At 36.5% G+C, this 20,319-nt stretch carries 20 protein-coding genes and 4 tRNA genes; 23 read left to right on the top strand and 1 reads right to left on the bottom strand.

Translation table 11 applies throughout. From position 1 onward, the window contains the following. The first annotated feature begins 151 nt into the window (after positions 1 to 151). Both soj and spo0J read left to right on the top strand, forming a co-directional pair. Entirely contained in the window at positions 152 to 913 is a 762-nt protein-coding gene (gene soj, locus AC0L0O_RS27740) for a sporulation initiation inhibitor protein Soj (protein WP_000516114.1), read from the top strand. After that, positions 906 to 1,757 carry a stage 0 sporulation protein Spo0J gene (gene spo0J, locus AC0L0O_RS27735; RefSeq protein ID WP_001051842.1) on the top strand — a complete coding sequence of 284 codons (852 nt, stop codon included), beginning with the start codon at positions 906 to 908 and terminating at the stop codon, positions 1,755 to 1,757. Before soj ends, spo0J begins: the two co-directional genes overlap by 8 nt. A gap of 20 nt (positions 1,758 to 1,777) precedes the next feature. Here the strand turns inward: spo0J and yyaC are convergent, their stop codons facing one another. Beyond that, positions 1,778 to 2,374, bottom strand: coding sequence for a spore protease YyaC (gene yyaC / locus AC0L0O_RS27730; RefSeq protein ID WP_428889737.1), 597 nt, complete (start codon positions 2,372 to 2,374; stop codon positions 1,778 to 1,780). Positions 2,375 to 2,633: 259 nt separating this feature from the next. On the opposite strand from yyaC, the gene AC0L0O_RS27725 reads away from it, so the two are divergent. The 21 genes from AC0L0O_RS27725 to AC0L0O_RS27625 all read left to right on the top strand — a co-directional run bounded on the left by AC0L0O_RS27725 (position 2,634) and on the right by AC0L0O_RS27625 (position 20,285). Continuing rightward, positions 2,634 to 3,515 (top strand): mechanosensitive ion channel family protein, encoded by an 882-nt coding sequence (locus AC0L0O_RS27725; protein ID WP_000382909.1) that lies wholly within the window; start codon positions 2,634 to 2,636, stop codon positions 3,513 to 3,515. Positions 3,516 to 3,535: 20 nt separating this feature from the next. Continuing rightward, positions 3,536 to 3,733, top strand: a complete 198-nt coding sequence (locus AC0L0O_RS27720) for a DUF951 domain-containing protein (RefSeq protein WP_000436051.1) — start codon at positions 3,536 to 3,538, stop codon at positions 3,731 to 3,733. Between the two features lie 115 nt (positions 3,734 to 3,848). After that, positions 3,849 to 4,949, top strand: a complete 1,101-nt coding sequence (gene ychF, locus AC0L0O_RS27715) for a redox-regulated ATPase YchF (protein WP_000524669.1) — start codon at positions 3,849 to 3,851, stop codon at positions 4,947 to 4,949. A gap of 191 nt (positions 4,950 to 5,140) precedes the next feature. Further along, a complete protein-coding gene (rpsF, locus tag AC0L0O_RS27710) occupies positions 5,141 to 5,431 on the top strand; it encodes a 30S ribosomal protein S6 (protein ID WP_001233779.1) in 291 nt (96 codons plus the stop codon). 26 nt (positions 5,432 to 5,457) lie between these two features. After that, the gene (gene ssb, locus AC0L0O_RS27705) at positions 5,458 to 5,979 is read left to right on the top strand and encodes a single-stranded DNA-binding protein (RefSeq protein WP_000981967.1); all 522 of its coding nucleotides are present in this window, start codon (positions 5,458 to 5,460) and stop codon (positions 5,977 to 5,979) included. A 45-nt stretch (positions 5,980 to 6,024) separates the two neighbouring features. Next, complete coding sequence (gene rpsR / locus AC0L0O_RS27700) at positions 6,025 to 6,258, top strand: 30S ribosomal protein S18 (RefSeq protein WP_000918874.1); 234 nt, start codon at positions 6,025 to 6,027, stop codon at positions 6,256 to 6,258. Positions 6,259 to 6,338: 80 nt separating this feature from the next. Then, on the top strand, positions 6,339 to 7,274 hold the full coding sequence (locus tag AC0L0O_RS27695; protein ID WP_000799149.1) for a YybS family protein: 936 nt from the start codon (positions 6,339 to 6,341) through the stop codon (positions 7,272 to 7,274). A 78-nt stretch (positions 7,275 to 7,352) separates the two neighbouring features. Further along, positions 7,353 to 9,326: a DHH family phosphoesterase gene (locus AC0L0O_RS27690; RefSeq protein ID WP_001113900.1), complete on the top strand. Its 1,974-nt coding sequence runs from the start codon at positions 7,353 to 7,355 to the stop codon at positions 9,324 to 9,326. Further along, entirely contained in the window at positions 9,323 to 9,769 is a 447-nt protein-coding gene (gene rplI / locus AC0L0O_RS27685) for a 50S ribosomal protein L9 (protein WP_000864235.1), read from the top strand. Before AC0L0O_RS27690 ends, rplI begins: the two co-directional genes overlap by 4 nt. A 27-nt stretch (positions 9,770 to 9,796) precedes the next feature. Beyond that, the gene (gene dnaB, locus AC0L0O_RS27680; RefSeq protein ID WP_001286244.1) at positions 9,797 to 11,158 is read left to right on the top strand and encodes a replicative DNA helicase; all 1,362 of its coding nucleotides are present in this window, start codon (positions 9,797 to 9,799) and stop codon (positions 11,156 to 11,158) included. Between the two features lie 215 nt (positions 11,159 to 11,373). Next, entirely contained in the window at positions 11,374 to 12,663 is a 1,290-nt protein-coding gene (locus tag AC0L0O_RS27675) for an adenylosuccinate synthase (RefSeq protein ID WP_000100223.1), read from the top strand. Between the two features lie 140 nt (positions 12,664 to 12,803). After that, positions 12,804 to 12,879: transfer RNA gene (locus AC0L0O_RS27670), tRNA-Lys, on the top strand. A 13-nt stretch (positions 12,880 to 12,892) separates the two neighbouring features. Continuing rightward, a tRNA-Glu gene (locus tag AC0L0O_RS27665) sits at positions 12,893 to 12,964 on the top strand. A gap of 22 nt (positions 12,965 to 12,986) precedes the next feature. After that, positions 12,987 to 13,062 (top strand) — tRNA-Asp (locus AC0L0O_RS27660). 41 nt (positions 13,063 to 13,103) lie between these two features. Continuing rightward, a tRNA-Phe gene (locus AC0L0O_RS27655) sits at positions 13,104 to 13,176 on the top strand. A gap of 403 nt (positions 13,177 to 13,579) precedes the next feature. Next, positions 13,580 to 14,287, top strand: coding sequence for a cell wall metabolism DNA-binding response regulator WalR (gene walR, locus AC0L0O_RS27650; RefSeq protein WP_000971872.1), 708 nt, complete (start codon positions 13,580 to 13,582; stop codon positions 14,285 to 14,287). A 3-nt stretch (positions 14,288 to 14,290) separates the two neighbouring features. Next, complete coding sequence (walK, locus tag AC0L0O_RS27645) at positions 14,291 to 16,132, top strand: cell wall metabolism sensor histidine kinase WalK (RefSeq protein WP_000755373.1); 1,842 nt, start codon at positions 14,291 to 14,293, stop codon at positions 16,130 to 16,132. Continuing rightward, a complete protein-coding gene (locus AC0L0O_RS27640) occupies positions 16,129 to 17,445 on the top strand; it encodes a YycH family regulatory protein (RefSeq protein ID WP_000061592.1) in 1,317 nt (438 codons plus the stop codon). The genes walK and AC0L0O_RS27640 overlap by 4 nt, the downstream gene beginning before the upstream one ends. Beyond that, positions 17,426 to 18,268, top strand: a complete 843-nt coding sequence (locus AC0L0O_RS27635) for a two-component system regulatory protein YycI (RefSeq protein WP_000383731.1) — start codon at positions 17,426 to 17,428, stop codon at positions 18,266 to 18,268. Before AC0L0O_RS27640 ends, AC0L0O_RS27635 begins: the two co-directional genes overlap by 20 nt. Then, positions 18,252 to 19,046 carry an MBL fold metallo-hydrolase gene (locus AC0L0O_RS27630; protein WP_473786213.1) on the top strand — a complete coding sequence of 265 codons (795 nt, stop codon included), beginning with the start codon at positions 18,252 to 18,254 and terminating at the stop codon, positions 19,044 to 19,046. The genes AC0L0O_RS27635 and AC0L0O_RS27630 overlap by 17 nt, the downstream gene beginning before the upstream one ends. 63 nt (positions 19,047 to 19,109) lie before the next feature. Further along, complete coding sequence (locus AC0L0O_RS27625; protein ID WP_000008050.1) at positions 19,110 to 20,285, top strand: S1C family serine protease; 1,176 nt, start codon at positions 19,110 to 19,112, stop codon at positions 20,283 to 20,285. Positions 20,286 to 20,319: the final 34 nt, after the last annotated feature.

The raw sequence follows: 20,319 nt of genomic DNA, 5'->3' as shown, positions 1-20,319 counted from the left end.
CTTTTACTATATTTTCTTGTTAGATGAAGAAGGAGTTTACAAATAAATTTTGAAGTTTAATAAGGACGTAAAAGAAAAACTTTTATTTCATGTTACAATAAACGTAATTGTTATTAGAAATATGATAGAAAGGTTGAAAGTAGGTGACATCATGGGAAAAATCATTGCTATTGCCAATCAAAAAGGTGGCGTTGGGAAAACAACAACATCTGTTAATTTAGGGGCTGGATTGGCACAAGTAGGTAAAAAGGTCCTTCTTGTAGATATTGACGCTCAAGGAAATGCAACGACTGGTGTGGGAATTGAAAAATCCGAATTAGATCAATGTATTTACAATGTTCTTGTGGAAGATGCAGATGTTCAAGGGGTTATACAGAAAACCGCAACTGAAAACTTAGATGTTCTACCCGCTACAATTCAATTAGCAGGTGCTGAAATTGAATTGGTACCGACTATTTCCCGGGAAGTACGTTTGCAAAGGGCATTACAGCCAGTTCGTGATGAATATGATTATATTATTATCGACTGTCCCCCGTCCTTAGGGTTATTAACGATTAATGCATTAACTGCAGCGGATTCTGTTATTATTCCTGTTCAATGCGAATATTACGCACTAGAAGGGTTAAGTCAGCTATTAAATACAGTTCGACTTGTGCAAAAGCACTTAAATAAAAATCTAGCAATTCAAGGTGTATTGCTAACAATGTTGGATGCCCGTACAAATTTAGGCATTCAAGTTATAGATGAAGTGAAAAAATACTTTAGGGATAAAGTATATCGTTCAATTATCCCTCGTAATGTTCGTTTGAGTGAAGCACCAAGTCATGGGAAACCAATTATGCAGTATGACGCTAAATCAAGAGGGGCAGAAGTATATATAGATTTAGCAGAGGAAGTGATTGCAGGTGGCTAAAGGATTAGGAAGAGGAATCAATGTATTTTTTCCTGATTTAGATGTGAAAGAAGAAGAGACAGTTCAGGAGATTGTGATAACTGAATTAAGGCCGAATCCATATCAACCACGTAAACACTTTAATAAAGAGGCGATTCAGGAATTATCGGCTTCCATTAAAGAGCACGGCATATTACAACCGTTAATTGCTAGAAAGAGTATTAAAGGCTATGAAATTGTTGCAGGTGAAAGAAGATATCGTGCTGCTAAAGAAGCAGGACTCGAAAAGGTACCTGCTGTTGTAAGACAATTAAATGAGCAGCAAATGATGGAGTTTGCATTGCTTGAAAACTTACAGCGAGAAGATTTAAATCCAATGGAAGAAGCAATGGCATACCAAATGTTAATGAACGAGCTAAATGTGACGCAAGAACAATTAGCAAAACGTCTTGGTAAAAGCAGACCTTACATTGCAAACTATACGCGGTTATTGAGCCTCCCTTCTTTTGTTCAAGATATGATTGCAAATGGTCAACTTTCAATGGCTCATGGGAGAACCTTGCTTACGATAAAAGATGAAGAACAATTGAAATCTTTATTGAAAAGAATCGAAAAAGAAGGACTAAATGTTCGTCAATTAGAGAAAATTGTTCAGGAGATTAATCAAAGCGTTTCACGTGAAACAAAACAAGTGAAAAAAGAGAGAAACATATTTTTCATAGAGCGCGAAACGTTCTTGAGAGAAAAGTTTGGCACAGATGTGAAAATTAAAGAAACGAAAAAAGAAAAAGGTAAAATCGAAATTGAATTTTTTAATAAAGAAGATTTAAATCGTATTTTAGAATTATTAGCGCAGAAAAACTAAAAAGCAAACCATCTTATTATTTATAGATGGTTTGCTTTTTTTAATGCACATATTTTTTGATCCGTTTCTTTTATACTCTGTGCGATTACGTCAGCCATTTTCATGACTAAACTTAATCTTGTGTTTTGTAGAACGAAAAACTCCATAAAACCATTTAAATTTACGATGCCATGAATATGTAAATCACCAACTGCAGGTAATTTCTTATTCATTGCGGCTCCAGGTTTACTAGGTCCCATTCCGGTAGTGATGGAGCCAATACTTTGAGACTTTCCTAAACAGGCATCAACCGCAATGATAAATGAAGCAGGATTATCTTTCTGTATATTCTGAATTTTATCCTCTAAATTTAGCGCATGTACTGGTTCATCTAGTGTGCCGAAAACTTGGAAATTTTTAATTCCTACTTGTTCTAGCTTCGTACCGACTAATGGACCAAGTGCATCACCTGTAGAACGATCTGTTCCGATACAAACGAGAATAATTGGTATATGAGTTTTTATAGGGATGTGGGAAAGTAAGAAGTTACTAATTGTCTCAGAGGCTTCTAAATCTTGGTGCATAACGTTTTGAGTTTCTTTTTCGAAAAAAGGTAAGCGAAAACTTCCAATATTCATGAAGCACCCATCCTTTTAATAAATTTTCAAAATATGTTATATGGTGAGTGAAATGGAAAACTATAAGTGCGTACTTGCTCTAAAACTTAAGTGAAAACGGAAATAATAGTACTAGTATATATATATTCGTTCCATTTTATACCTGCATGGAAGTTAACAAATGTAATTAAAGACATAAAATTTTTTCAGCAATTAGGAGACTTCTGATACAATAAGAAGGATAACTAAAAAGAAATTTTGGCTGGAGAGGTAGAGGTACATGGATGTATTAACGAAGTGGTTTAATGCTACGAAACAGTATTTATTAGATGCTGATCGTTGGGCTGATATTGGAATTGCAGCATTAAAAATATGTATCATTTTAACAATTGGTGCAATTGTAGTACGAATTGCAAGAGCGGTTGTACGAAATGCGTTTCGTATGGGAAGTCGTTCGCCAATTCAAATTTCAGAACGTCGTACAGTTACAGTAGCGAAGTTACTTGAAAATATTGTGGCATACGTTGTTATGTTTATTATGTTAATTGCGATTTTAGGTGTGTTCAATATTAATGCATCAGGTTTATTAGCCGGTGCTGGGGTAATTGGTTTAGCAGTCGGATTTGGTGCTCAAAGTTTAGTGAAAGATGTTATTACAGGATTATTTATCTTGTTAGAAGATCAATTTTCAGTTGGTGACTATGTGAAAATTGGTCAGTTTGAAGGTGTCGTTTTAGAAATTGGACTTCGTACAACGAAAGTGAAAAGTTGGACAGGCGAAATTCATACTTTACCAAACGGAAGTATCGTTCAGGTTACCAACTATTCAGTTAGTAATAGTGTAGCATTTGTTGACGTATCTATTTCGTATGAGGCTGATATAGCAAAAGCAGAGCAAGTCATTGAAGAATTATTAGAAGAATTACCTGCACAATATGAGCAAATGGTAACAACGCCTCAGTTATTAGGCGTGCAAACATTAGCTGCATCAGAAGTTATATTACGTGTTATTGCAGAAGTAGAGCCGATGCAACATGCGGTTATTGCAAGAGCACTTCGTAAAGAAATTAAAAATCGTCTAGATTTACATGGTATTGAAATTCCATATCCACGTATGGTTTTATATAATCGTGAAGAGTTAGTGAGTGGAAAAGCAATTTAATATGGAGAGGGGTTTAGAGAATGGAGCAAAAGCAGTATAACTTGTACGATGTTGTGGAAATGAAGAAAGCCCACCCATGTGGGGAGAATCGTTGGAAGATTATTCGTATGGGAATGGATATCCGCATTAAGTGCGAGGGATGTGACCATTCAGTAATGATTCCTCGAAGAGAGTTTGATCGTAAGGTGAAAAAAATACTTGTGAAGCACGAAGAATAGAGAGAAAGTAACAGTTGCAGTGGGTAGCTGTTACTTTTTTTCGTTTGGAGGAAACTTGTCATTTTTTTCGTTACTATCTATAATGATGAAAGATTGAGACATAGGAGTGAAAAATATGGGATTAACGGCTGGGATTGTTGGATTACCTAACGTAGGGAAGTCCACTTTATTTAATGCAATTACACAAGCAGGAGCAGAATCTGCGAACTATCCATTCTGTACAATTGATCCAAACGTAGGAATTGTAGAAGTACCAGATGAGCGTTTAAATAAATTAACGGAATTAGTAGAACCGAAAAAAACTGTTCCGACTGTATTTGAGTTTACTGATATTGCAGGTATCGTAAAAGGTGCGAGTAAAGGTGAAGGTTTAGGAAATAAATTCTTATCTCACATTCGCCAAGTAGATGCAATTTGCCAAGTTGTTCGTTGTTTTGAAGACGAAAATATTACGCATGTTTCAGGTAAAGTAGATCCAATTGATGATATTGAAACAATCAACTTAGAGCTAATCTTAGCAGACTTAGAATCTGTTGATAAACGTATCGAACGTGTTGCGAAATTAGCAAGACAAAAGGATAAAGAAGCAGTATATGAGCATGAAATTTTAGTACGTTTAAAAGAAGCTTTTGAAGAGGGAAAACCAGCTCGTACTGTTGAATTTACAGAAGAGCAAATGAAGATTGTTAAAGGTCTTCATTTACTGACAACGAAAGAAATGTTATACGTAGCAAACGTAAGCGAGGACGATGTTATCGATCCTTCTGAAAACAAATATGTACAAATGGTAAAAGAATTTGCTGCAAATGAAAATTCTCAAGTAATCGTTGTATGTGCAAAAATCGAATCAGAAATTGCTGAGCTAGACGAAGAAGAGAAAAAAGTCTTCCTTGAGGAACTGGGCATTGAGGAATCTGGTTTAGATCAATTAATTCGTGCTGCATATGATTTATTAGGACTTGCTACGTACTTCACAGCAGGTGTGCAAGAAGTACGTGCATGGACGTTCAAACAAGGTATGAAAGCACCACAATGTGCCGGCGTAATTCATACAGACTTTGAGCGTGGATTTATTCGTGCAGAAACAGTTTCTTACGAAGATTTAATGACAAACGGTTCTATGACAGCTGCAAAAGAAGCTGGTAAAGTTCGTTTAGAAGGAAAAGAGTATATCGTAAAGGACGGAGACGTTATGCATTTCCGTTTCAACGTTTAATTTAATATTTCCTAGGAAAAATAAAGATATGAACTTGGCAAATATATTATGTGTTTGCCAAGTTTTTTATGTATGGGTGAGTTGATTCATCTAACTTACTATGATATAATCTAAACTCGTGAGTAATTACTATAAATTAATTGCTCCTTGCCCATTACGGGCCGTTTAGACCAAAAGGAGGTGAAAGTGTAATGAGAAAGTACGAAATTATGTACATCATTCGTCCTGGCGTTGAAGAAGAAGCTCAAAAAGCTTTAGTTGAACGTTTTGCAGGTGTTTTAACAAACAATGGTGCAGAAATCATTAACACGAAAGAGTGGGGTAAGCGTCGTTTAGCTTACGAAATCAACGACTTACGTGAAGGTTTCTACATGATCTTAAACGTGAATGCTAACGCAGAAGCGATTAACGAATTCGATCGTTTAGCTAAGATCAACGAAGATATCCTTCGTCATATCGTTGTTAAAGAAGAAGAAAAATAATTGATATATAAGGGAGAGTGGTTCGATTGATGAATCGTGTTATCCTCGTTGGTCGTTTAACTAAGGACCCTGACTTACGTTACACGCCCAATGGTGTTGCAGTAGCTACTTTTACGTTAGCTGTGAATCGCGCATTTGCGAATCAACAAGGTGAGCGTGAAGCTGACTTTATTAATTGTGTAATATGGCGTAAACAAGCAGAAAACGTAGCAAATTATTTGAAAAAAGGTAGCTTAGCAGGCGTAGATGGACGTCTTCAAACTCGTAATTACGAGGGACAAGATGGTAAGCGTGTATATGTAACAGAAGTTCTTGCGGAAAGCGTACAATTTTTAGAGCCGCGTAATGGCGGTGGGGAGCAACGTGGTTCATTTAATCAGCAACCATCAGGAGCTGGTTTCGGTAACCAAAGCTCTAACCCATTTGGTCAATCTAGTAATTCGGGCAACCAAGGTAACCAAGGAAACTCTGGATTTACGAAGAATGACGATCCATTTTCAAATGTAGGTCAACCGATCGACATTTCCGACGACGATTTACCGTTCTAATACAGTAAATTTGTTAGTTTTAACAAAGAATGGAGGGAAATAGACATGGCAGGACGCAAAGGTGGACGTGCGAAACGTCGTAAGGTGTGTTTCTTCACATCTAACGGCATCACTCGCATCGATTATAAAGATGTTGATTTATTAAAACGTTTCGTTTCTGAGCGTGGTAAAATTTTACCTCGTCGTGTAACAGGAACAAGCGCAAAATACCAACGCAAACTTACAGTTGCAATTAAACGTGCTCGTCAAATGGCACTTTTACCATATGTTGGTGAATAATAGCGTATGAAATGCACAGTAGAGTCGGACTCTACTGTGCATTTTGCTATGCTTTTCTTTTTTGAAAGAGAGGTTAGATGATGAAAAACACAAAATTTATTACTGAAGGTGCAGCGTTGTTAGCGATATATGCAATGCTATTGCTTATATCTATGTATGTCCCAATTTTAGGTGCAGTTGTAACGTTTGCATTGCCGTTGCCATTTATATTGCTAACGATAAGATATAAATTATCCAGTGCCTTTGTAATTTTTACGGCGGCGCTTTTTATTACTGTTATCGTCAGCCAACCGATGAACTTAGTAAAGACAACTATGTTTGGGTTGATAGGGATCGTTTTAGGGTATATGTATAAAAAACAAAAAAAGCCCGTAGAAATTTTGATGGCAGGGACGCTTGCTTACTTAATTGGTATTATGCTCATTTATGTTGCAAGTATAAAGTTTTTTAACATAGATTTAATGAAGCAAATGCAAAATATGTTTAATGAAAGTATGACGCAAAGTGAAAAGATAGTTACTGCTGCGGGTATGCCGATTAGTAAAGAGCAAAAAGAGCTATTTGTACAAATGAATGATATATTACAAACGGTATTCCCCAGTATACTTGTGATGGTTTCTGTATGTCTTTCGTGGATCACCGTAATAATATCAGGTAGTGCTTTAAGAAAGCTAAAACATGATGTCATACCTTGGCCTAAATTTAAAGATATACAATTACCGAAAAGTATTGTTTGGTATTACGTTATATTTATTTTGTTATCAACTTTTATAAAAGTAGAACCGACATCATATTTACATATGGTATTTTCTAACCTATATGTCATATTTGCTTTATTACTCGTGCTGCAAGGTCTGACATTTATCGCCTTTCTGGCGCATAGCAAAGGTTTTACGAAAGGGGTTCCTATTATTAGTTTTATTGCCTGCATGTTTATTCCGATGCTGTTTCCTCTTGTGACAATCTTAGGTATAATTGATTTAGGGATTTCATTACGTTCTAAAATAGGAGGATAAAGTAATATTCCTTATACTATTTTAATCTGTTTAACTAACTGGAAGATAAGTTAGTTTTACTTTATAGGAGTTGTATACATGCCTGAATTTTATAAGAAACAGTGGTTTTTATATCCTGTTTATGTATTGGCATTTTTTGTGTTTGTGCTCATTTCAATCCTCTGCTACTTTCATTTAATGATGGGGATAATCTCCTTTTTTATTTTTTGTATCGTCCTTTTTGTTGTTGTACGATTTGAACTTACTTTCCAAAAGAATTTTGAAAAACATACGACAGATATGATTACAAGGGTAAAGAAAGTGAGTAATGAAGCATTTAACCAGATGCCGATTGGTATTTTGTTATACAATAAGGATTATGGGATTGATTGGGCAAATCCTTATTTATCTTCATGTCTGGGACAGCATGCATTAGCTGGATGGCACCTTTATGATGTATCAGAAACATTACTTCTTTTTATTAAGGGAGAAACTTCCGATGATATAGTTTCTTTAAATAATCGAAAGTTCCGTGTCTTTGTAAGGAAAGAAGAAAAGTTAATTTATTTCTTTGATGTAACAGAACAAACAGAAATCGAAAAAATGTACGAAGATCAACGTACTGTTTTAGCTGTAATTTATTTAGATAATTATGATGAAGTTACACAAGGATTAGATGATCAATTACGTACGAATATAACAAGTCTTGTGACATCGCGTCTAAATGAATGGGCCGTTAAGTATGGGGCGTATTTAAAACGTGCATCTTCGGAAAGATTCTTCGTTGTACTAAATGAAAGTATTTTAGCACAGATGGAGAAAGGGAAATTTAGTATTTTAGATCAAGTACGTGAAGAAACATCCAAAAGGAATATACCACTTACATTAAGTGTAGGTGTTGGATCAGGTGATTTACCTTTATCCGAGCTTGGAGCTATGGCTCAATCAGGTTTAGACCTTGCGCTTGGACGTGGTGGAGATCAAGTAGCTATTAAACAAGCGACAGGTAAAGTTAAGTTTTATGGTGGTAAGACAAATCCAGTGGAAAAACGTACTCGTGTACGTGCCAGAGTGATTTCACATGCATTAAAGGATTTAGTACTAGAAAGTAGCAATGTCATTATAATGGGGCATAGGGCTCCTGATATGGACGCAATTGGTGCTGCGATTGGTATTTTAAAAGTGGCGCAATTAAATGAACGAAAAGGATATATTGTGCTCGATGAAAATGATTCTGATAAGGGAATTAAGCGTTTAATGGATAAAGTGAAACAAAATGAAGAGTTATGGTCTCACTTTATTACACCAGAACAAGCGATGGAATTTGCAAATGATGATTCATTACTTGTTGTTGTTGATACGCATAAGCCTTCAATGGTGATGGAAGAAAAACTGTTACGTAAAATTGAAAATGTAGTTGTTATTGACCATCATCGCCGAGGAGAAGATTTTATTGAAGATCCATTGCTTGTTTACATGGAGCCATACGCTTCTTCCACGGCGGAACTTGTTACGGAATTACTTGAATACCAACCGAAAAATTTAAAAATGACAATGTTAGAAGCGACAGCATTATTAGCAGGTATTATTGTTGATACGAAAAGCTTTACATTCCGGACAGGTGCTCGTACGTTTGATGCTGCTTCTTATTTACGCTCACACGGTGCAGATACTGTACTTGTACAAGAGCTTTTAAAAGAAGATATGGATCAGTATTTACGGGTTGCAAAAGCCATTAAAAATGCGTACATTTATACAAATGGAATTGCGATTGCAAAAGTTGATAGCGATGATTACTACGATCAAGTGCTTATTGCGCAATCAGCGGACACATTATTAACAATGACAGGAATTATTGCATCATTTGTTATTGCAAAACGTGGCGAGAATTTCATTGGAATTAGCGGCAGGTCTTTAGGTGAAGTGAATGTGCAGCTAATTATGGAAAATTTAGGTGGTGGTGGGCATTTAACAAATGCAGCCACACAAATGAAAAATGTTACAGTAGATGAAGCTGAGGAGAAGCTTCGATTTGTTATTGATGACTATTTACAGGGAGGCACACAATCATGAAAGTAATTTTTCTAAAAGACGTAAAAGGTAAAGGGAAAAAAGGAGAAGTAAAAAACGTACCAGATGGTTATGCAAATAACTTCTTACTAAAACAAGGATTAGCTGCTGAAGCAACAAATAGCAGTATGAAAACTTTAGAAGCTCAAAAACGCAAAGAAGAAAAAGATGCAGCAGCAGAGCTTGAAAGTGCAAAACAATTAAAAGAAACGTTAGAGAAACTAACTGTAGAATTAAAGGCTAAATCTGGAGAAGGTGGCCGTCTATTTGGTTCAATCACAAGTAAACAAATCGTAGATGCAATGCAAAAATCTCACAAGATTAAACTTGATAAGCGTAAATTTGAAATGGATGATGCAATTCGTGCACTAGGCTATACAAATGTTACTGTGAAATTGCATCCGCAAGTAACAGCAACAGTAAAAGTTCATGTTAGTGAACAATAAAAATACGTTAAGCAAGGAGGATTGCGTATGAGTGATGTAATGGCTGATCGTACCCCTCCGCATAATATAGAAGCCGAGCAGGCAGTCCTAGGTGCTATATTGATTGATCAGGATGCATTAACTTCAGCATCGGAACTATTGGTACCTGACTCATTTTATCGAACAAAACATCAAAAGATTTTTGAAGTTATGCTTGGATTATCGGATAAGGGGGAACCAATCGACTTAGTAATGATGACGTCAGCGATGGCTGATCAGGGATTACTAGAAGAAGTTGGTGGGGTTTCTTACTTAGCAGAATTAGCAGAAGTTGTTCCGACTGCTGCTAACGTAGAATATTATGCACGAATCATAGCTGAAAAAGCACTGTTACGTCGTTTAATTCGAACGGCAACTCATATCGTGTCTGATGGATATGAGAGAGAAGATGATGTGGATGGCCTTTTAAATGAGGCTGAGAAAAAAATATTAGAAGTATCTCATCAGACGAATGCGAAAGCATTTCAAAATATTAAAGACGTTCTTGTAGATGCTTATGATAAAATCGAACTTTTGCATAATCAAAAAGGTGAAGTTACCGGGATACCAACTGGGTTTACTGAATTAGATAAGATGACGGCAGGGTTCCAGCGAAATGATTTAATCATCGTGGCGGCACGTCCATCGGTAGGGAAAACGGCATTTTCATTAAATATCGCACAAAACGTAGCGACGAAAACAGATGAAAATGTAGCGATTTTTAGTCTAGAGATGGGTGCTGATCAGCTTGTTATGCGTATGCTATGTGCAGAAGGAAATATTGATGCGCAAAGACTTCGTACTGGATCATTAACTTCTGATGATTGGGCGAAATTAACGATGGCAATGGGTAGCCTTTCTAATGCTGGAATCTATATTGATGATACGCCGGGGATTAAAGTAAATGAGATTCGAGCAAAATGTCGTAGATTAAAACAAGAACAGGGTCTTGGTATGATATTGATTGACTACTTGCAGCTTATTCAAGGAAGTGGGAAATCAGGAGAGAACCGTCAGCAGGAAGTATCTGAGATTTCTCGTACATTAAAAGGGATTGCGCGTGAATTACAAGTGCCTGTTATTGCCTTGTCACAGTTATCTCGTGGTGTAGAATCTCGTCAAGATAAACGTCCGATGATGTCTGATATTCGTGAATCGGGAAGTATTGAGCAGGATGCTGATATTGTAGCCTTTCTATATCGTGAGGATTACTATGACCGAGAAACGGAAAATAAAAATACGATTGAAATTATTATTGCAAAGCAGCGTAATGGTCCAGTAGGCTCAGTAGAGCTTGCATTCGTTAAGGAGTTCAATAAGTTCGTTAACTTAGAACGTCGCTTCGAAGATGGACATGCACCGCCGGCATAAAGATAGTATAAAAAAGAAACGCATTTCTTATAATAAGATGTGTTTCTTTTTTTTTATATAAAAGATAAGGCTTTCATAATGTAAAAATATAATTCTTACGAACGAAAAAGTTTTTTTATAAAAAAATGTTCGCTTTTTGGTTGACTTCTTTTTCCGTTTTGGTACAATTATATTGTTTGAATAGATCGTTTGAAAATTGCGGAGGTGCTTTAATAATGTCTTCAGTAGTAGTTGTAGGAACACAATGGGGCGACGAAGGAAAAGGTAAAATTACTGATTTTCTTTCTGAGCATGCGGAAGTAGTTGCAAGATATCAAGGTGGAAATAACGCAGGACATACAATCGTTTTTGGTGGAGTTAAATATAAATTACACTTAATTCCATCTGGTATTTTCTATAAAGAGAAAATTTGTGTAATCGGAAACGGCTTAGTAGTAGATCCGAAAGCATTACTTGAAGAGTTAAAATACTTACACGATCGTGGTGTAAGTACTGATAATTTACGCGTAAGTAACCGTGCGCACGTTATTTTACCTTATCACTTAAAACAGGACGAGTTAGAAGAAGCAAGTAAAGGTGATAACAAAATCGGTACAACGAAAAAAGGTATCGGTCCTGCATATATGGACAAAGCTGCTCGTATCGGTATTCGTATGGCTGATCTTTTAGACCGTGAAGCATTTAAAGAGAAGCTTGAGCAAAATTTAGCACAAAAAAATCGTTTATTTGAAAAAATGTACGATACAGAAGGTTTCAGTGTAGACGAAATCTTCGAAGAGTACTTCGAGTACGGACAGCAAATCGCACAATATGTATGTGATACGTCTGTTGTATTAAATGATGCATTAGATAACAATCACCGTGTATTATTTGAAGGTGCACAAGGTGTTATGCTTGATATCGACCACGGTACGTACCCGTTCGTTACATCTTCTAACCCAATTGCTGGTGGTGTAACAGTTGGAACTGGAGTTGGTCCTGCGAAAGTTACTCGTGTTGTAGGTGTATGTAAAGCATATACAAGCCGCGTTGGTGATGGTCCATTCCCTACTGAGCTTCATGACGAAATTGGTCATCAAATTCGTGAAGTTGGTCGTGAGTATGGAACGACAACTGGTCGTCCACGCCGCGTAGGTTGGTTCGATAGCGTTGTTGTAAGACACGCACGTCGTGTTAGTGGTTTAACAGATCTATCATTAAACTCTATCGACGTTCTAACTGGTATTCCAACACTTAAAATTTGTGTTGCTTACAAATGCGATGGCAAAGTTATCGATGAAGTTCCAGCAAACTTAAACATTTTAGCGAAATGTGAGCCTGTATACGAAGAGCTTCCAGGTTGGACAGAAGATATTACTGGTGTAAGATCATTAGATGAGCTTCCTGAAAATGCACGAAAATACGTAGAACGTGTTTCTGAGTTAACAGGAATTCAATTATCTATGTTCTCAGTTGGACCAGATCGTAACCAAACAAATATCGTTCGTAACGTATACGAAGCTTAATTGATATTTTTGAGAAAAACTCATGTCCGCATGAGTTTTTTCTTATCTTTTATAAAAAAATAAAAAAAGGTATTGCGAAATATAAAGAAAATATGTTATGATACATCTTGTCGTCACGAAAATATGACGTTGGTGAGTATGAGCCATTAGCTCAGTTGGTAGAGCATCTGACTTTTAATCAGAGGGTCGAAGGTTCGAGTCCTTCATGGCTCACCATTTTATTTTTCGTGGCCCGTTGGTCAAGTGGTTAAGACACCGCCCTTTCACGGCGGTAACACGGGTTCGAATCCCGTACGGGTCATGTTTTTTTTATGTTTATTTTTGGTCCCGTGGTGTAGTGGTTAACATGCCTGCCTGTCACGCAGGAGATCGCCGGTTCGACCCCGGTCGGGACCGCCACTTTTGTTTATACCACCATTAGTGGTTTTATATATAGTTTTGGCTCGGTAGCTCAGTCGGTAGAGCAGAGGACTGAAAATCCTCGTGTCGGCGGTTCGATTCCGTCCCGAGCCACTCTCAGGATATTAAGTGGGCCCACTTAATATCCTTTTTATTTGTGTAATTTTACAAAATTGAGTAGTTATTTTAAAATAGAATGAGGAGCCTCTAGCAGTTGAAGCTAGAGGTTTTTCTATAGATCGTATAGGATTCCGTGTAAAAGTGGATTATACATGAGTCTGTGAGAATAGAGTAGAAGTTACTTAAGCAAAAGATGCGGTCATATAGGGACATACTATGTAGACATCAATGTGTTTAAGGATATTGACCATATTTTTACCCCGCTATTTACCGGGCAGTAAGACTCCCACCTTAAAATTTAGCGAAAGCAAAGAAGTTAGGTGGGAAGCGAGCTTCCCGTAAAAGCCCGATTGGTGAGGGCTGATTAAAGTTTCACTTTATAAGGAGGAAATAGACGATGATGGGAAAGAAAATTTTAGTAGTTGATGATGAAAAGCCGATTGCAGATATTTTGAAGTTCAACCTAGAAAAAGAAGGTTTTGAAATTGTAATGGCACACGATGGTGATGAAGCGATTGAAAAAGCGACTGAAGAACAGCCAGATATGGTTTTATTAGATATTATGCTACCAGGTAAGGATGGCTTAGAGGTTTGCCGTGAAATACGTAAAAGCTCAGAAATGCCGATTATTATGCTTACAGCGAAGGACTCTGAAATCGATAAAGTATTAGGTTTGGAGCTTGGGGCAGATGATTATGTAACGAAGCCATTTAGTACGAGGGAATTACTTGCTCGCGTGAAGGCGAATTTACGTCGCCATCAGCAAGGTGGTGCTGCAGAAAAAGAAGAAAATACGGAAATGGTTATTGGGCCAATTGTTATCAATCCCAATGCGTATAGTGTAACGAAACGTGAGGAAAATATTGAGCTTACACACCGTGAATTTGAGCTGCTGCATTATTTAGCAAAACATTTAGGACAAGTTATGACACGCGAACATTTATTGCAAACAGTTTGGGGTTATGACTACTTTGGAGATGTACGTACAGTGGATGTAACAGTACGTCGTCTACGTGAAAAAATTGAAGATAATCCAAGTCATCCTACATTAATTGTCACTAGACGTGGAGTAGGGTATTACTTGCGTGACCCAGAGCAGGAATAGTATATGAAGAAAGTCGGTTTTTTTCAATCTATTCATTTAAAATTTGTACTCATATATATGCTATTAATATTGATAGCTATGCAAGTTATTGGAGTATATTTCGTAAGAGAGTTAGAAAAGAGTCTTGTACAAGGCTTTAGAGATTCTTTAACGCAACAAACGAACTTATTATCGTATAACTTGAAACAAGAGTTTAAAAAAAGTTATACAAAAGCAGAGACAGAGTCAACAGATGAAACGATTAAAACTTCCATTCGAAAATTTGCCTCTGATCGAAAGAAAGATATTCAAGAGGTAAGTGTATTTGATGCGAATAGAAAGCTGCTCGCTATTTCAGATGAGTCAAAGCAAAACAAGGTAAATAGAACATCAACTGATATAGCTGTTCAGCGGGTATTGGTACAAAAAAAACCAGAAGTGAAAATTGAGAAGGATGGTCGTACAGGTCACCGTGTACAAGTTATGATTACTCCTATTATGGATGATAACAACAAAGATGCACTTGGTGCCATTTACGTTGTTGCATCCATGGAAGATGTTTATAAGCAGATGAAGGATATTAATCAAATCTTTGCGACCGGAACCGTTATTGCATTACTCGTAACAGCTGTACTTGGAATTTTGTTAGCTCAAACGATTACGAGACCAATCTCTGATATGCGAAGACAAGCGATTGAAATGGCAAAAGGAAACTATTCAAGAAAAGTAAAAGTGCATAGCCATGATGAAATTGGACAATTAGCATTATCTTTCAATAATTTATCAAAAAAATTACAACAAGCTCGTTCTTCAACAGAAAGTGAAAGACGTAAATTGTCATCTGTATTATCACATATGACAGATGGAGTAATCGCTACTGACCGAAAAGGGGACATTATTTTATTAAATGATCCTGCGGAAAAGATGCTAAATGTTTCGCGTGAAACGGCGCTCGATCAATCTGTTTTAGAGGTATTGGGAATACAAGAAGAATTTACACTCGATCATTTATACGAAGAGCCTGATTCTGTTTTATTAGATTTTAGTACGAGAAATGAGCCATATATTTTACGCGCTAGTTTTTCTGTTATTCAAAAAGAGACAGGAAAAGCAAATGGTTTAATTGCCGTATTATATGATGTGACTGAGCAGGAGCGTATAGAAAGGGAACGCCGCGAGTTTGTAGCAAACGTCTCTCATGAATTAAGAACGCCATTAACGACAATGCGCAGCTACTTAGAGGCACTTACAGACGGTGCATGGCAAGATCCGAATATTGCACCGCAATTTTTAACAGTTACACAAGAAGAAACAGAAAGAATGATTAGACTTGTAAATGCGTTATTGCAACTATCTAAACTAGATAGTACAGAACATCGTTTAATGAAAGAATGGGTCGACTTTACTGACTTCTTTAATAACATTATTGATCGTTTTGAAATGTCTAAAGAGCAAAACGTAAGTTTCAAACGATCTTTCTCTAAAAAATCTCGATTTATTGATATGGATACGGATAAAATTACGCAAGTATTGTATAACATTATTTCGAATGCATTAAAGTATTCACCAGAAGGTGGAACAGTAACATATCGTTTACGTGATCGCGGAGAATTATTAGAGATTAGTGTAAGTGACCAAGGAATGGGTATTCCGAAAGAAAACGTCGATAAAATCTTTGAACGTTTTTATCGTGTAGATAAAGCGCGCTCACGACAAATGGGTGGTACAGGACTTGGATTAGCAATTGCGAAAGAAATGATTGAGGCACATGGTGGCTCGATTTGGGCGAAGAGTGAAGAAGGAAAAGGGACAACGATTTATTTCACATTACCAATGGCAGCGGATGAAGAGGACGAATGGGAATGAGTATGGAAAATGTTAAAACGATAGTTTTAATTAACTTAGTTGTAATTAGTCTATTTCTTACTTTTAACTTATGGACGTATGTGCCAGATTCCACGTCTATGCAAAACGCAAAATTTGTACAGGGGAATGAAGGAACTACTCAAACTAAAATCGCTGATGTTGTCCGCCCTACTTCTATCATCGTGCATAAAGATAAAAATCATTACGGGAGCAAAAGAGAGGGAGATATAGAATCAATCTATAAACCTTTGGAAGCAGGGGAATTACATGAGTTCAAAGAGATATCGATTGCTAAGGCTGACTTCCTTCCTTATGTGCATGGTGAAGGGAAAATTGAACTTATTTTCCCTACCAATATCCCATTTGATGCAGTTAAATCTATGTTTAGTATGAAAGAAAAAAGTATAGATAAGCCTAAACACTTTAATCGAATTATTCTTGACCCTTCTAGAAGTAGGGATCAAGAAATTAAAATTAATTTTGTTTCCGATGGTGATAACTCTAGAATATATGAAGCAAAATTAAGTGGTGTGTATTTAAAAGATATTGTAAATGCACAAAATCAATTTATAGTATCAGCGAAACCTTATTTTGACTATCAAATTAATGATATGAAAAAGCTATTTTTACCAGATGGAACGACAGAATTAAGTAATATAACATATATTTCATCTAATTTAGCGGTTGATACATTTAAGAATGCTCTTTTTAGTGACCCACGTTATTTAAGCCCGATTACCGAGCAATCGAAAGAAATATTTACAGATGGTATTAGGTCTATGGAGATTGAAAACAATCAGCATATGCTAAAGTATAAAAATTCTTCCGTTTTAAGTGAGAAAAAGCCAGATAATTTAATGCTTTTACAAAAAAGTTTTGATTTTGTAAATGGTCACAGTGGAAGCTTGGATTCATATCGTTTGGACTATATGAATAAAGGACAGACAGTCTTCCGCTTACAGGAAGATGGATATCCCGTATTTAATACAGATGGGTTAGCTGAATTGAGACAAGTATGGGGATCAGAAGAAGTAATGGAATATGAAAGATCGTTGCTGTCTTTGAATACGAAAGGTATCGAACAGAAGGTTACTCTCCCATCAGGTCACGTTGTAATAGCATCCTTAGAAAATAATGCGGCTGTAGATAAAAGATTCATTAAGGACATTGGGATTGGATACAAATTATCACTAGATGGGCAAGTAGCGCGACTACAGCCGATTTGGTATGTAAAGTTTGTTGAAGATGAAGCTGGCAAACAAAAAATATATGAGTGGAGTGAGGGAGGACTAAATGGATTGGGATCGGATTAAAACCATATTTATTGTGACCTTTTTTGTTTTGGATCTCTTTCTCATTTTTCAATTCATTCAAAAGCAAGATAGTAATCAATTGGAGCTTATTGCAGAAACAAAGATAGATCAAGAATTAAAAGCAAACAAAATTACTATGGGTAATTTCCCTAAAGAACCGAAAAAAGAGTCATTTATTAGGGCTGAAAACAAGGCATTTAAAGAAGAAGATGTACAGTCTTTAAAAAATCAAACGGCGCATATACAAAATATGTACAAAATAGAAAGTAAGCTAAAAGAGCCCTTTTTAAATACAAAATCGTTATCCAAAGATAAGTATAATGATTTTTTGAAGAACTATGTATTGGATGGACAAAAGTATGAGTTTGGGGCGATGAAAGACTCTAAAATTTACTTCTTCCAAAAATATAAAGATAAGCCTATTTTCTATAATGATCAGGCAATGATTGTTGTGGAATTAAATGAAAAAAATGAACTTGTGTCGTACACACAGACGATGCTAACAGATTTAAAAGAAATGGGCGAAAGTGAAAAAACGAAACAGCAAGAAATTATTACTGCCCAAACTGCTTTAGAAAATCTGTATTTAAAAAATAAAATTCATGGGAATACACATGTAAAAGAAGCGCAAATTGGTTATGCCAACCTTACCGCATCTACTTCTAATAACCAAGTACTTGCTCCAACGTGGAATTTAAAAACGGAGCAGAAGCAGGACTTCTTTGTAAATGCAATTGAAGGACAAGTTATGGAATTAGGTGAAAAGGAAAATCAAGTGGTTGATGAACATACTGGAGTGAGAAAGAATGGGGTTGCATTTTAGTGTACTTGCGAGTGGAAGTACAGGGAATATGCTATATGTAGGAACAGATGAAAAAAAATTACTCGTCGATGCAGGTTTAAGCGGTAAAGCAACTGAGGCTTTATTTAAACAAGCAGAATTAAATATAAATGATGTATCGGGTATTCTTGTAACGCATGAACATAGTGACCATATTAAAGGATTAGGTGTATTGGCACGTAAATATGATTTGCCGGTTTATGCAAATGAGAAAACATGGAATGTGATGGAACACTTAATAGGAAATATCCCAACTGACCAAAAGTTTATTTTCTCAGTTGGGGATGTAAAAACATTCGGTGATATTGAGGTCGAGTCATTTGGCGTTTCACATGATGCGGCAGAGCCGATGTTCTATGCTTTTCATAACAATAATAGAAAGCTAGCTCTTATTACAGATACGGGATACGTGAGTGACCGTATGAAAGGTGTTATTAAGGGGGCTAATGCTTTCGTGTTTGAAAGTAATCATGACGTGGAAATGCTTCGTATGGGACGTTATCCATGGAGTATTAAACGACGTATTTTAAGTGATGTGGGGCACGTTTGTAATGAAGATGCTGCATTAGCAATGGCGGATGTAATTACAGATGAGACAAAGCATATTTATTTAGCCCATTTGAGTTTAGATAATAACATGAAAGAACTAGCACGTATGTCGGTATCACAAGTATTAGAGGAAAAGGGGTTTGGAGTGGGAGAAGCCTTTGAAATTCACGATACAGATCCAAAAATGCCTACAAAAATTCAATACGTATAATTCTCCATTTTAGTAAACAATAAAGGTGAATATAGTTGTTTTCAGGAAGATAGGTGAACAAATATGTCCTTTATTGATGGAGAAAATTATCGTATGAAACGTGCAAGGAAAAAGAAGCATAAAGGTATTGTTATTTCTAGTATAGCAGGAACAATTGTAGGAGCTTCGTTATTTGCATTTGGAGCTCCCTTATTTTCAAATGATGCGGACGCGTTTCCGCAAGCTGAAGCAAGTGGAAGTAATATGGCCGAAGCTCAAGGAATTAAACAGATTAGCTTTGTGGATGCTGTTGATCGTGCATCTGAAGCTGTTGTTGGTATTATTAATATTCAACGAGATAATTTTTCAGAGGCAGATTCAGAAGCTGGCACAGGCTCAGGTGTAATTTATAAGAAGACAGATGGTCAAGCTTATATTGTAACGAATAATCATGTTGTTGCTGGGGCAAATCGTATTGAAGTAAGTTTAAGTGACGGTAAGAAGGTGCCAGGAAAGGTATTAGGAACCGATGTAGTCACAGATTTGGCTGTACTAGAGATAGATGCAAAGCATGTGAAAAAGGTAATTGAGATTGGCGATTCTAATGCTGTTCGTAGAGGAGAACCAGTCATTGCGATTGGGAACCCGCTCGGGCTACAATTTTCTGGAACCGTCACACAAGGTATTATTTCGGCTAATGAGCGTATTGTTCCTGTAGATTTAGATCAAGATGGACATTATGATTGGCAAGTAGAAGTATTGCAAACAGACGCAGCAATTAATCCGGGTAATAGTGGTGGTGCGCTTGTAAATGCAGCAGGTCAATTAATTGGTATTAACTCAATGAAAATTGCCGCAAAAGAAGTAGAAGGAATTGGTCTAGCTATTCCAGTGACTAGAGCTGTTCCAATTATGAATGAATTAGAGAAGTACGGAAAAGTAAGAAGACCGTATGTTGGAATTGAACTGAGATCATTAAATGAGATTCCAAACTACTATTGGTCAAAAACATTGCATTTACCAGGCAATGTAACAGAGGGAGTTTGCATTTTAGATGTGAAAAGTCCTTCGCCAGGCACAGATGCTGGTTTACGAGAACACGATGTAATTGTAGCAGTAGATGGAAAACCGGTTCGTGATATTATCGGATTCCGTACGGCCTTATATGATAAAAAAATTAATGATAAAATGACTCTTACGTTTTATCGTGGTACAAAACGAGCAACAACAACGGTTAAATTAGGCATTCAAAAGTATTAAAAACAGGAGGGCCTACCTCCTGTTTTCTATTGTA

The organism is Bacillus sp. GS3m_15504, assembly GCF_055825275.1.
Note: the sequence above shows the minus strand (reverse complement) of the source record. Positions and strands in the feature narration are given on the sequence as shown.

Excerpts from the sequence above, each read along its gene's own strand:
- soj (WP_000516114.1), top strand. The coding sequence starts at position 152 with ATGGGAAAAATCATTGCTATTGCCAATCAAAAAGGTGGCGTTGGGAAA.
- yyaC (WP_428889737.1), bottom strand. The coding sequence starts at position 2,374 with ATGAATATTGGAAGTTTTCGCTTACCTTTTTTCGAAAAAGAAACTCAA.
- AC0L0O_RS27725 (WP_000382909.1), top strand. The coding sequence starts at position 2,634 with ATGGATGTATTAACGAAGTGGTTTAATGCTACGAAACAGTATTTATTA.
- AC0L0O_RS27720 (WP_000436051.1), top strand. The coding sequence starts at position 3,536 with ATGGAGCAAAAGCAGTATAACTTGTACGATGTTGTGGAAATGAAGAAA.
- ychF (WP_000524669.1), top strand. The coding sequence starts at position 3,849 with ATGGGATTAACGGCTGGGATTGTTGGATTACCTAACGTAGGGAAGTCC.
- rpsF (WP_001233779.1), top strand. The coding sequence starts at position 5,141 with ATGAGAAAGTACGAAATTATGTACATCATTCGTCCTGGCGTTGAAGAA.
- rpsR (WP_000918874.1), top strand. The coding sequence starts at position 6,025 with ATGGCAGGACGCAAAGGTGGACGTGCGAAACGTCGTAAGGTGTGTTTC.
- AC0L0O_RS27695 (WP_000799149.1), top strand. The coding sequence starts at position 6,339 with ATGAAAAACACAAAATTTATTACTGAAGGTGCAGCGTTGTTAGCGATA.
- AC0L0O_RS27690 (WP_001113900.1), top strand. The coding sequence starts at position 7,353 with ATGCCTGAATTTTATAAGAAACAGTGGTTTTTATATCCTGTTTATGTA.
- rplI (WP_000864235.1), top strand. The coding sequence starts at position 9,323 with ATGAAAGTAATTTTTCTAAAAGACGTAAAAGGTAAAGGGAAAAAAGGA.
- dnaB (WP_001286244.1), top strand. The coding sequence starts at position 9,797 with ATGAGTGATGTAATGGCTGATCGTACCCCTCCGCATAATATAGAAGCC.
- AC0L0O_RS27675 (WP_000100223.1), top strand. The coding sequence starts at position 11,374 with ATGTCTTCAGTAGTAGTTGTAGGAACACAATGGGGCGACGAAGGAAAA.
- walR (WP_000971872.1), top strand. The coding sequence starts at position 13,580 with ATGATGGGAAAGAAAATTTTAGTAGTTGATGATGAAAAGCCGATTGCA.
- walK (WP_000755373.1), top strand. The coding sequence starts at position 14,291 with ATGAAGAAAGTCGGTTTTTTTCAATCTATTCATTTAAAATTTGTACTC.
- AC0L0O_RS27640 (WP_000061592.1), top strand. The coding sequence starts at position 16,129 with ATGAGTATGGAAAATGTTAAAACGATAGTTTTAATTAACTTAGTTGTA.
- AC0L0O_RS27635 (WP_000383731.1), top strand. The coding sequence starts at position 17,426 with ATGGATTGGGATCGGATTAAAACCATATTTATTGTGACCTTTTTTGTT.
- AC0L0O_RS27630 (WP_473786213.1), top strand. The coding sequence starts at position 18,252 with ATGGGGTTGCATTTTAGTGTACTTGCGAGTGGAAGTACAGGGAATATG.
- AC0L0O_RS27625 (WP_000008050.1), top strand. The coding sequence starts at position 19,110 with ATGTCCTTTATTGATGGAGAAAATTATCGTATGAAACGTGCAAGGAAA.